General features: G+C 39.2%; 11 protein-coding genes. 1 reads left to right on the top strand and 10 read right to left on the bottom strand.

From position 1 onward, the window contains the following. From HMPREF2697_RS07995 to queG, 9 genes are all read right to left on the bottom strand, one after another. Positions 1-1627 (bottom strand): GBS Bsp-like repeat-containing protein (locus tag HMPREF2697_RS07995; protein WP_070850291.1); only part of this gene is annotated, 1627 nt, incomplete at its 3' end. A gap of 157 nt (positions 1628-1784) precedes the next feature. Further along, entirely contained in the window at positions 1785-2342 is a 558-nt protein-coding gene (gene lepB / locus HMPREF2697_RS07990; RefSeq protein ID WP_013990669.1) for a signal peptidase I, read from the bottom strand. Between the two features lie 121 nt (positions 2343-2463). Next, positions 2464-3693 carry a tetratricopeptide repeat protein gene (locus tag HMPREF2697_RS07985; RefSeq protein WP_070850289.1) on the bottom strand — a complete coding sequence of 410 codons (1230 nt, stop codon included), beginning with the start codon at positions 3691-3693 and terminating at the stop codon, positions 2464-2466. Next, a complete protein-coding gene (locus HMPREF2697_RS07980; protein WP_070850287.1) occupies positions 3683-4861 on the bottom strand; it encodes an AI-2E family transporter in 1179 nt (392 codons plus the stop codon). Before HMPREF2697_RS07980 ends, HMPREF2697_RS07985 begins: the two co-directional genes overlap by 11 nt. 9 nt (positions 4862-4870) lie before the next feature. Then, positions 4871-5353 carry an NUDIX hydrolase gene (locus HMPREF2697_RS07975; protein ID WP_002885066.1) on the bottom strand — a complete coding sequence of 161 codons (483 nt, stop codon included), beginning with the start codon at positions 5351-5353 and terminating at the stop codon, positions 4871-4873. 154 nt (positions 5354-5507) lie between these two features. Beyond that, positions 5508-6437 carry a permease-like cell division protein FtsX gene (gene ftsX, locus HMPREF2697_RS07970; protein ID WP_003092823.1) on the bottom strand — a complete coding sequence of 310 codons (930 nt, stop codon included), beginning with the start codon at positions 6435-6437 and terminating at the stop codon, positions 5508-5510. Continuing rightward, positions 6430-7122, bottom strand: coding sequence for a cell division ATP-binding protein FtsE (gene ftsE, locus HMPREF2697_RS07965; RefSeq protein ID WP_002885005.1), 693 nt, complete (start codon positions 7120-7122; stop codon positions 6430-6432). The genes ftsX and ftsE overlap by 8 nt, the downstream gene beginning before the upstream one ends. 77 nt (positions 7123-7199) lie before the next feature. After that, positions 7200-8298, bottom strand: a protein-coding gene (gene prfB / locus HMPREF2697_RS07960) for a peptide chain release factor 2 (RefSeq protein WP_096833329.1) whose coding sequence is annotated in 2 segments (ribosomal slippage) — positions 7200-8225 and positions 8227-8298 — 1098 coding nt in all. Because the reading frame shifts where the segments join, the coding sequence is not laid out codon by codon here. 52 nt (positions 8299-8350) lie between these two features. Further along, positions 8351-9469 (bottom strand): tRNA epoxyqueuosine(34) reductase QueG, encoded by a 1119-nt coding sequence (queG, locus tag HMPREF2697_RS07955; RefSeq protein WP_070850284.1) that lies wholly within the window; start codon positions 9467-9469, stop codon positions 8351-8353. 93 nt (positions 9470-9562) lie between these two features. Between queG and HMPREF2697_RS07950 the strand changes: the two genes are divergently transcribed. After that, complete coding sequence (locus HMPREF2697_RS07950) at positions 9563-10420, top strand: metallophosphoesterase (protein ID WP_070850281.1); 858 nt, start codon at positions 9563-9565, stop codon at positions 10418-10420. A 25-nt stretch (positions 10421-10445) separates the two neighbouring features. Here the strand turns inward: HMPREF2697_RS07950 and HMPREF2697_RS07945 are convergent, their stop codons facing one another. Then, the gene (locus HMPREF2697_RS07945; RefSeq protein WP_014633198.1) at positions 10446-11192 is read right to left on the bottom strand and encodes an NADPH-dependent oxidoreductase; all 747 of its coding nucleotides are present in this window, start codon (positions 11190-11192) and stop codon (positions 10446-10448) included. Positions 11193-11271: the final 79 nt, after the last annotated feature.

Raw genomic sequence — 11271 nt, 5'->3', positions numbered from 1 at the left:
GACTTTGGATAGCCAAGGTCAAGCTCTTTTCAGAAATACCAAAGTAAGAAGCACCTGGATCATAGCCACCATGCCCAGCATCGAGATAGACAACCTTATTTAAAACATCGTAGTTTCCTCTTGATGCTGAACCGATTTTCTTAGGGGCTACCACATCAGCTGAAGTTGCCCCAAAGCCGATATTCTTACCTGAAACATCAACAATATAGCCATGAACGATGTACTTGCCTGAATTCCACTTGTGTTGGCTTGCTGAAATAGTCACTTTATAAGAACCATCATCCTGTTTTGTAGCATTATGCCAAACAAGATCATCCTGGCCATTTTGCTCAGACCAGACTGGGATAAGGACACCTGAAATACCACTTGGATTCGTCAGATTGGTGATAAGAACATCAAAAGTTCCACGATTTTTATCATTATTGACAATAGTCAAAGTTCCCTGAGTCTTAGTGATATCAAGTGTCACTTGTTTGCCACCTAGGCCAATGTATTTACCATCATTGTCAACCAAATAGACATGAGAATTATAAAGACCGCTATCACCCTTATGGTTGCTTGAACGAACGGTTACCTTATAGTCTCCATTAGCTTGCTTAGCTGCCTTGTACCAGATGATGTCATCTTGACCGTTTTTTTCTGACCAAGTTGGAACTAGAACTTCTTTGAAACCTTGTGGCGCAACCAAGTTTGAGATAACAAGATCATAGTTACCAGTAGCATTGTTGAGACCAGTGATAGCGAGATCGGCTTTAGGATTTTGACTCTCTACTCCTTCATTTTCTAGGACGGAGTTGGTCGTATTGCTCACTGCATCCCATTCATAAAGTTTATAGGCTTCAATCAAAGAGATAAGTTTTCCAGCGTAACTTGGATCTGTCGCATATCCTGCATTCTTAAGTTCCTGAGCCGCAATGCGATAATCTGTTTCATTTACAACTTTTCGGTAATTGTTTTTTCGCCACTCGGTACTCGTGAAAAATTTTGCATGGTCTACTACGCTATCATTCCATGAGGCATATTTTCGAAAAGCAGCATTGACTGTGATATAGTCACCATTAACATATTCCTGGGTAGGGACAGTCACGATTTCTCCATTCCAGTCCCCTGAATCCTTAATGCCAAAAAGATTATTGTTGGGAGCCTTAGCAAGTTCAGAGCTTCCCCAACCACTTTCTAGGATAGCTTGTGCTGCCGTAATAGAAGGAAGGACCCCTTCCTTGGCTCCATCCATAGCTCCTTGCTTAATGGCACTAAGAAATTGACTTTGATTCTGATCAATTTCGCTAGGATCATCTGCTTCTTGATAAGAGCTTGTGGTCACAAAACTATTGGTTAAGACAGCTATTTTTGAAGAATCTGCCAGACTTGTTTGCTCCTCCTCTAATACCTTTTCACTTTGTAGATTCATTTGGCTCGTTGAATCATCGTGTACTCCCACTTCAGAATAACTTGCCTCATGATTATCTGTACTTTCTTTCAAAGTTGAAGATGTATCAGTTGGTGACAACATTTCATCTGCTTTCACCGATTGACCAGACATTCCTAAAAATAAGATTGCTAGCATAACACCGCACAGTCCATAAGCTTTGCTTTTCTTAAATCCAAAATGAAATCCTAATTGCATCTTAATTTCCTTTTCTACTTACAATTTCTGCTGATTCATTTTAAGACAATTAAACTATCACTATCATAGAGTCATAAAATAAACCTTCACCAATTTATTCGCAAAAAAAGCTAGAAACTTATCAAAAGTTCCTAGCTTTTTTAGTAGTATTGAAATATTAATCGACATCAACGAAACCAAAACGTGATAGAGGATACAATCTGAAAGAGATAACACCTTTAATTTGGTCTTTTTCAATGAGACCAAACTTACGACTATCATCTGTATTACGGCGGTTATCGTTCAGTACAAGGTATTGACCTTTTTCAATCTTAGTTTGTTTATTATCTGTCAATGTTGCAATGGAAAAATCATCAGTAAAGAAATTCCCAGGTGAAACTGTCGCCAAATAAGCTGATTTATCCTTGCTAATATAGGCTTCGTCAACTGACTTATCATTGACATAAAGGAAATCATCCATAGCTGTCACGCTCTTGCCCTCACCAGCAATAACACGACCAATATAATCCTTGCCATTAACTGTATAAAGAATAAAATCTTTTTTCTGAGGTTCAACATTTTTATTGAAAGTAACATAATCACCAGCATGAATATAGTCATTCGCCTGACCTTCAGTCACACGGTGTGTTGAAAAGACAAATGCTCTTAACAACAAAATCACTACAATGGCAAGAACTGCTATGATAATATTTCGAATTAAATCTCTCTTAACCATACTTACTCCTTATGGGTTCTAATAAAATCATAACATAAATAGAGAAATAAAAAAAGAGGGAGTGAACAAGCTCAATGTATCTCTCCCTCTCTTTAAACCAAGGATTAAAGCCTTTCGCAGCTTAATAATCCTCAAGAAATGTTTGCATATTGACATCATCTGGAACTAAGGCAAGGTATTTTTCTGCCGTTGCACGCGCCTGATCTCTGTAACCAAATTCCCTCAGGATATATGCATAATCATGGAGGAATTCAGGATTTTCAGATAAATCTGTAGCCAAATCTTGATAGATTTGAAAAGCTTCTTCTTCATCATCAAGTGCTTGGTAGGCCTTGGCAATGTTCCAACGAGCCAAAACAGAATCAACTTCGTAATCGGCTAAAGCTACCAGATCCTCGTAACGTTCTTCTTCTAAATAGAGAGTACTTAAACGTAGAACAATCTCATCTTGGTCCTCAGCGAGTGGTAAGGCTTGCTTCAGATAAGATTCAGCAGATTGAGTGTCATGCAACTCGTAGGATAACTGTGATGTTAACAAAAGTAATTGAACATCAAAAGCATTTTTTGAAATCCCTTGTTGTGCCATACGTAATGCTTCTTCAGTTTTATGTTCTGCATGTAAGGACAAGGCGTAAAAATACTCATAACCCTCGAAGTCAGCAGACATGATTTCTATCTGCTTAAAGTAAAAATTAGCTTTTTGATACTCTTCTTGATCATAGAGCAAAGTGGCTAATTCAAAAGCAATGGTATCATCGTATTCAATTTCAATGGCTTTTTCCAAAAATTCACGAGCAGCTTCAAACTTACCAAGACTGGCATAAGCCTTACCAATACGCTCATAAGTAGAAACGCCAGTCATTGCCAGGAGGTCACGATTATCCAATCTAGCATAGTATTGAATAGCTTGTTCAAAATTTCCAAGTTCAAATTCCATCTCAGCCAAGCCAAAAATAATCAATGAGTCATCTGATAATTGACTTGCCTCCAACAACTTATCACGTGCCACATCCGTCAATCCCTCCATTTGGTAGAGGTCTGCCTTTACAATTAAAGCAGACAAATAGTCGTCAGAGTCTTCAGGTATGGCATCCAAATAGAGGAATGCCTCTTCAATATCGCCATCTTCAGCCGCAATTTGTGCTAGATTGACATTAACCTCTGGAAAATCAAAACGAACTTTTTCGTAAATTTCTTGTGCCTGAGGTAAGAAACCAATAGACTCTAAGTATTGACCTAACTCAACAAGAACCTCTGCAGGGTCTTCTCGTAAAGCTTTTTTAAAATATTTGTCTGCGTGGTCTAAATCTTGGTTTCCAATAGAGGCAACCATTTTTTCACTATTTAACATCGTCTTTTTGTCCTTCATTTTCTAAATCATCTTGATAAAGATTACTTACAGAACGGTACCAATCAAAAATCTCTTTAACAACAACCTTGACAGAGGCATAGATTGGAATACCCAATAGAACACCCCAAACACCGTACAGAGAGCCTGCTGTCAAGAGAATGAACATAATGGTAATCGGGTGAATACTTAGTTTATTTCCCAAAACAAGTGGAGAAACAAAACGTCCTTCAATAGTTTGCTCGATGACAAAAATGATGAGGACCTTGATCAGCATAGCAGGTCCTTGTACCAGTCCCATGATTACAACTGGTACCATAGCAAGAAAACTTCCTAGATAAGGAACCATGTTTAGAAAACCTGCCATAATACCAAAAGTCATACCATATCGAAGACCTACAATCTTAAACATAATACAGAACATAATGGCAACGACAATAGCGACTGTAACCTGGCCTTGAACATAGCCTTCGAGCTGATTATTAATATCTGAAAGCATACGAACAGTTGTTTCTCGAAAGCGAGTTGGTAAGGCTGAGACAAAGCTATGTTTCATCTTTTGGCTATCTCTTAAAAGGTAGAAGAGAATGAAAGGTGCCAAAATAATAGCTACTGTCACCCTTGCTACTGTGCTTGCAAAAGTCCCAACCCATGTCAAAGCCGATGAAGAAAAGTTCTCAGCATAGTTGACCATTCTCGCTGAGAAATCACTAAGCATGGACTCTAGATCACCGTGGAAATTGGAAAGAATAGGAAGATTAATCCAACGTTCCGTCTCACTATTGGCACGTGCAATATATGATGGTGCATTTCTTATTAAAATCAAAATTTGATTTTGTAAGCTAGGAATAGCCGTCGAAATTCCCCAGACCAAGAGCAAACCAAGGATAGCATAGATAACCAAGATAGACATGGTTCGGTTTAGTCCGGTTCTTTCTACAAGTAGTACCAAAGGTTTTATTAAATAATAAAGGAGCATGGAAATAACCAATGGCAACATAATAATGGTCATAAACTGAATGACGGGTGAAAAAATAGGACTTATCTTGGTGAAAATCAAAACCGTCAAACCAATCAAAAGTAAGATGAAAAAGGCTACAACAGCCTGATTATTCAATATCCACTTAAAAAACCATGTTTCTGAAAAATGTTCTGTTTTTTTACGCTTCATAGTTCCTCCCTATTTATCATAAAAGGTTACAGTCTTGTCTACTAAGTTTTGGTTACGATCATAGACAAATTTTGCAGAGAAGAAAGGCTTATCTTCAAGAATCCACTTGAAGATCTCGTAGTCACCTTCCCAAGTTGGTTTAGATAAGACCTCATCATAAGGTACCCATTCAAGCGTTCCTTCACGAGACTCCTCATCTGAGATGAGTTCTCCTTCAAAACCAGTTACCTTAAAGACATAGGTATACCAATCATGACCGGGGGTAAATTCTGGAAAGGTAATCATCCCTTTAAAATCCATCTCAGTCACTGTAAAATGGGTTTCCTCGAGAATTTCACGACGAGCACATTCGTCAGGCGTTTCTCCCGCTTCTAGTTTTCCCCCAACAGAAATCCACTTTCCTTCATGAACATCATTAGGCTTTTTATTACGATGTAGGAGCAAAAGCTCCTTTCCATTGTCAATATAACAAATGGTAGCTAACTTTGTCATAATGCATCTCTTTTCCAATGTTTTTTAAATATTATACCAAATATGGGATTGGATTTGGGCTTTGAGCAAACGATTTTGAGATATAGTTGAAAATCTGCTTTCTGATTCTCTTGACAAACAAAAAGAGAACCAATTTGGTTCTCCTTTAATCTCTTTAGTATTTCAAATAACGGCGCATTGCCATACGTGACCCAATCGAACCGATAATGATACCGACTGCAAAGAGGGTTCCGATAACCGCATAGACAAACCACTCTGGATCATACATCGAAATACCACCTTTGACAAAATCAGGGTTCAAAGATGAGTAAACCATGTGATACAAAAGATAAATCAGTCCTGAAGGAATGATAGCACCAAGTGCACCAATCCAAGCGCCTTCCATCAAGTAGGGACGACGAATATATGAATTCTTGGCACCTACCAAACGCATGATTTGAATTTCAGTCGCACGGGACATAATGGTAATACGGATGGTATTTGAAATCAATAGGACAGCCACAATCGTTAAGAGAGCTGTAGCAATGATGCCCCAGAACTGAACACGTTTCATAGTAGACATCAGAATTTCGGTATCTGACCCACCAAAGTTAGCATTATCAACGCCCTGAATGGCTTTAGCTTCCTTAGCAACTCGACTGACATCATCTGGTGATTTCGTTTGAACGATGTAAACATCTGATAGTGGGTTAGCATCCCCAGTCGCTGTCTCGAAACTTGACCCCATTGTTTCAATGAGTTGTTTCTTTTGTTCTTCTTTGCTAGAGAAGGTAACCTTATCTACACCTTTGATTTTGGTCAAAGCATCATAAATCTTATGGTAGTCTTTATTAGCTACAATCTGTCCAGAAAGTTCCTTAACTGTTTTCGAGGCATCTGATGAATCTGGATCCAGGTAGACATTGACCTGAATATTCTTTTCAATATCTGAAGCCAATTTCTGTGTATTTAAGATAACAGAGCCAAAGACACCTAAAAGTGAAAGAACAATCATTACCGAAAATACTGCCGTAAGTGTCGACAATAAATTACGTTTGAGATTCTTAATCGATTCTCCTAAATGGCGGAAAAAGCGTCTAATCATGGTAACCGTACTCTCCTTCCTCTTCATCACGAACAATACGTCCTTCTTCAATCGCTACGACACGATGACGAAGGTTATTAACGATAGTTGAGTTATGGGTCGCCATTATAATGGTAGTCCCTTGCAAGTTAATACGTTCAAGGACCTGCATAATTTCCCAAGAAATTTCTGGGTCCAGGTTCCCTGTTGGTTCATCCGCAATCAACACTTTTGGATTATTTACAATAGCACGCGCAATAGCGACACGCTGTTGCTCACCACCAGACAATTGATTTGGAAATGAACGCATCTTGTGTTTAAGACCAACCAACTCGAGTACTTCTGCCACTCGTTTCTTGATATGACGAGGTTTCTCACCAATAACTTCCATGGCATAAGCAACATTTTCAAAAGCTGTTTTCTTTGGAAGGAGTTTATAATCCTGGAAAACAACTCCAATGGAACGTCTCAAGAGTGGAACGTCTTTCTTACGAAGTCGAGTTAAATCAAACTCTCCAACCTTCATAGAACCACTCGTTAATTTTTCTTCTTGGTAGAACAAGCGAATTAAACTTGACTTACCAGCACCAGAAGGGCCGACTAAGTAAACAAACTCACCAGAGTTAACAGACAAATCAATGTGTCTAAGGGCTGTTGTTGACTTATCATACTTCTTAGTAACATCTTTTAATTCAATAAGAGCCATAATGTCAGTATTCAACTACTACAGTAGCTGAACGCCTTCCTTTCATTGAGATAGAGTATAAAATAAGTATGTTATTACTATTCTTCCATGCGCCACTTGAGGTAGGCATCGATGAAGCCTTCAATATCTCCATCCATTACCTTATCAACCTGGGCAACTTCATAGCCTGTACGGTGATCTTTAACCATGGTATATGGCGTGAAAACGTATGAGCGAATTTGACTTCCCCAAGTGATTTCTTTCTTATCACCCTTCAAAGCATTCACTTCTTCTGCTTTCTTTTCTTGCTCCATTTGATAGAGTTTAGCTTGAAGCATTTTCATCGCACGATCGCGGTTCCCATATTGTGTACGGTCAACCGTTGAAGCAACAACAATACCAGTTGGAATGTGGGTCAAACGCACACCAGTTGAAACCTTGTTGACGTTCTGACCACCAGCACCACCTGAACGGAATGTATCCATCTTGATATCATCATCACGAATCTCAACTTCAATGGTATCATCTAGTTCTGGCATGACTTCCACAGATGTAAATGAGGTATGACGACGTTTAGCAGAGTCAAATGGCGAAATACGAACCAAACGGTGGACACCCATTTCTGACTTGAGGAATCCATAAGCATTAGGTCCTTCAAAAGCAAGAGTTACAGATTTGATTCCAGCCTCATCACCAGCCTGATAATCCAAAGTCTCAACCTTGAAACCTTTAGCATTTCCATAACGTTGATACATACGAAGTAACATATCAGCCCAGTCCTGAGCTTCTGTACCACCAGACCCTGGGTGAATTTCCAGAATGGCATTGTTATGGTCATATGGTTCAGACAAGAGCAGTGTCATCTCGTAACTTGTCATAATCTTATCAAGTTTTTCGAGCGTTTCTTCCAGCTCTTCTTGAACACTATCATCTTCTTCCAACATTTCTAAATAAAGCTCTGTTTCGTCAGAGAGTTCTTGCATATTGTTGAAAGTTTCGTATTTCATTTTGAGCTCATTCAACTCTTGCGAGGTCTTTTGAGCTGCAATATTATCATTCCAAAAATCTGGCTCAGTCATTCGGTTTTCAAGGAGCGCAATGTCCTCTTCCAAACGATCTAAGTCAAAGAGACCTCCCGAAGCTCACGAGCTTCTCTTGATTTTCAGAGATTTTTTGGCGAATTTCTGCCACTTCCATGGATAGGTTTCCTCCATTTTATAGTATTATGCTTAATTCTAGCATAAATCACTTAAATTTGCCATTTTGCACACACAAGCTCCCACTCGGCTTGGGATTCTTCATCCTTAGGTGACAGTTCCCTCATATAGTCTAACATAGCCTCATCGGGCTTCTTAACAATCTCACCGAGAGCCCAAATGGCAGTCGCCGTGTGAATGGGATTATTATTCTTATCGATAATCTCCATCAGTTTGACAATAGCATTGCGGTCATGTAAGTTGGCCAAGGCAATAATAGCATTACGTTGAAGAATATTCTTCCCTCGCCATGAACCGGCAATCATCCCAAATTTTTCCTTGAAAGATTTGTTGGTCAGCTCTAGAAAGGGGAGCAATTCGGGCATGGCAAGCTCAGGGTCAATGTCTGAAGCCAAGGGATTGTCGATACCTCTGTTATATGGACAGGAAATCTGACAAATGTCACAACCATAGATAACAGTCTTTATCTTCTTTCGAAACTCCATATCCATCATGCCCTTATCCTGTGTTTGAAAGGATAGGCAACGACGAGCATTCATGGTCCCATCGCCAATGAGACAAGATGTCGGACAGGCATCCAAACAACGACGACAATCCCCACATCCATAGTCTACTTCATGATCAGGTTCTATCTCTAGATTAGTGATAAGCTCACCGAGATACATGTAGGAGCCGTATTCTTTTGAAATCACTAGTCCATTCTTTCCGATAAAACCTATTCCAGCTCGCTTGGCCACTGCTGTATCGACCAAGGCTCCAGTATCCACCATACCTTTATATTCGAAGTTTTCCGTCAGTTTTTCAATGCCTTCTGCCAAGCATTTTAGTTTGTCCTGCAAAACATAGTGGTAATCTAGACCCCACGAATTTGGAGTGATTTTGCCCCGCTTAAATTCTGTTTTTTGGGGTTGTTGCGGCAACTTATGCGGATAGGCTACTGCAATGGAAATGATGGTTTTAGCTGATTCTAAGGTCAACTTAGGATAAATACGCTCTTCAATATTTTTATGTTCAAACCCTGTTGTTCGCCCTTCTTCGACACCAAGTCGAAGGGATTTCTCCAGATAGGCAAAATCATCAGCGGTTGTAAAACCAATTTTTGAAATGCCAATTTCCTTGGCCATCTTTTGTATTTCTAACTTGATATCCATATTCTTATCATAATGAAAATGTAGTCCAAGGGCAAGTATTTTCCACCATCTTCATATAGAGACAAGCCTTAACCTTTTTGTTACAATGTTTTTATGACAAGACTTGCAGTAATGAGTGATTTACATATTGATTTGAATCACTTTGAAACATATGAAATCGATACTCTTATAAAGTGTCTAAAAGATCAAGAAGTTAGCCATCTACATATCGCTGGTGATATTTCTAACCATTATTATATTGACACGAAACCTTTCCTACGAAAACTGTCTAAGGCGGTCAAGGTCACCTATAATTTAGGCAATCATGATATGCTTGATTTAGAGGATGACCTTATTGATAATCTGGATTTTCAGGTGATTGATTTAGGTAGCAAGACCTTATTGGCTTTTCATGGATGGTATGATTATTCCTATTCTGATGAAAATTTGGAAAAGATTCTTAATCGTAAGAAGCAACTCTGGTTCGACCGTCGACTTAAGCGTTTAGATACTGATCCGGAAATCTGTCAAAGGAGTCTCAAGAAGCTAGAAAATGTCTTAAGTGAATTAGACACTAGTAACCTTATAGTTGCCATGCACTTCGTTCCTCATAGTCGTTTCACCATGATGCACGAACGTTTTGCACCATTTAACGCTTATTTAGGTTCTGAAGAATTCCATCAGATTTTCGTCAAACACGGTGTCAAAGATGTTGTTTTTGGTCACGCCCATCGTAGTCATGGGACGGTAACAATTGATGGTGTAAGCTATCACTCTCGTCCTCTTGGATACCGACGAGAATGGGACTTAACCATTGACTTTGTTTCCAATCACCCTGAACTCAATCCTACTGGAACATGGAATCTCTCTAAACGGTACAACCTAGTCAAGAAACGGCCGGAGTTTTTAGAATATGAAAAAAAGGAACTAGCAAATGAGTTCCTTTCATCCATGACACTATTTGATTTGTAGAACGACCCTTACGGGAGTCGTTTTTTTAGTCGATGAAAAATCCCTGCTTTTGAAGATCCTTCAAAGTATTAGCACGATTGGCAACGGATTTATCCATGGTCTTAGCAATCTGAGTCGTAAATTCATCAACCCTATTATTGAGATCGCGGAGATCATAATACTCATGGACTTCAGCGTCGTAATCTTTTAGCTCCTCTAAAGAATTTTCTAAATCCTGATAATAATTTTCCATATGGATGACATGACGTGGCAAACGAGGTTTAAGCTGTGGTTCCTGATCCGGCCAACCAACTGCTAGGCCCACTGCAGGATAGACATACTTTGGAAGTTTGAGAAGCTCCGAAAGCTTGGCATTATCATTCAAGATACTTCCCAAATAAACTGTTCCCATGCCTAAGCTCTCAGCAGCTACTACCACATTTTGGGCAGCAATCATTGCATCCGAGAAAGCAGAGATAAAGCGTTCGGGACTACCTTGCACCAAGGCTTCAGCACCCTTTGCCTCTGCAATCAGAGTGTTACGTCTTTGGTCTACAACAAAGACAAAAAGATGCCCAGCATTTGGAATATAAGGCTGATTCGCAATTTCAGCAATTTCTTCCTTCAATGTTTCATCTGTAATGCTGATAATCGAATAGGACTGTCTAAAATTACTAGTTGCCGTATGTCTGGCAACATCAACCAGAAGGTCAACTTCTTCCTGTGTCAAAGCTAGAGGTTTAAATTGACGGATGCTACGGTGATTGAGTTGTGTCTTAATAGTCTCGTTCATGGCCTTCTCCTTAACTTGTGATCATTTCTCTTTAATTATAAACAAGACTCCCCCTTAATTCAAGATGTGATAAGAAAAA

Origin of the sequence: Streptococcus sp. HMSC064D12, assembly GCF_001837205.1 — a bacterium.
GTDB lineage: Bacteria > Bacillota > Bacilli > Lactobacillales > Streptococcaceae > Streptococcus > Streptococcus salivarius_D.
This window is presented reverse-complemented; position numbering and strand designations above follow the sequence as displayed.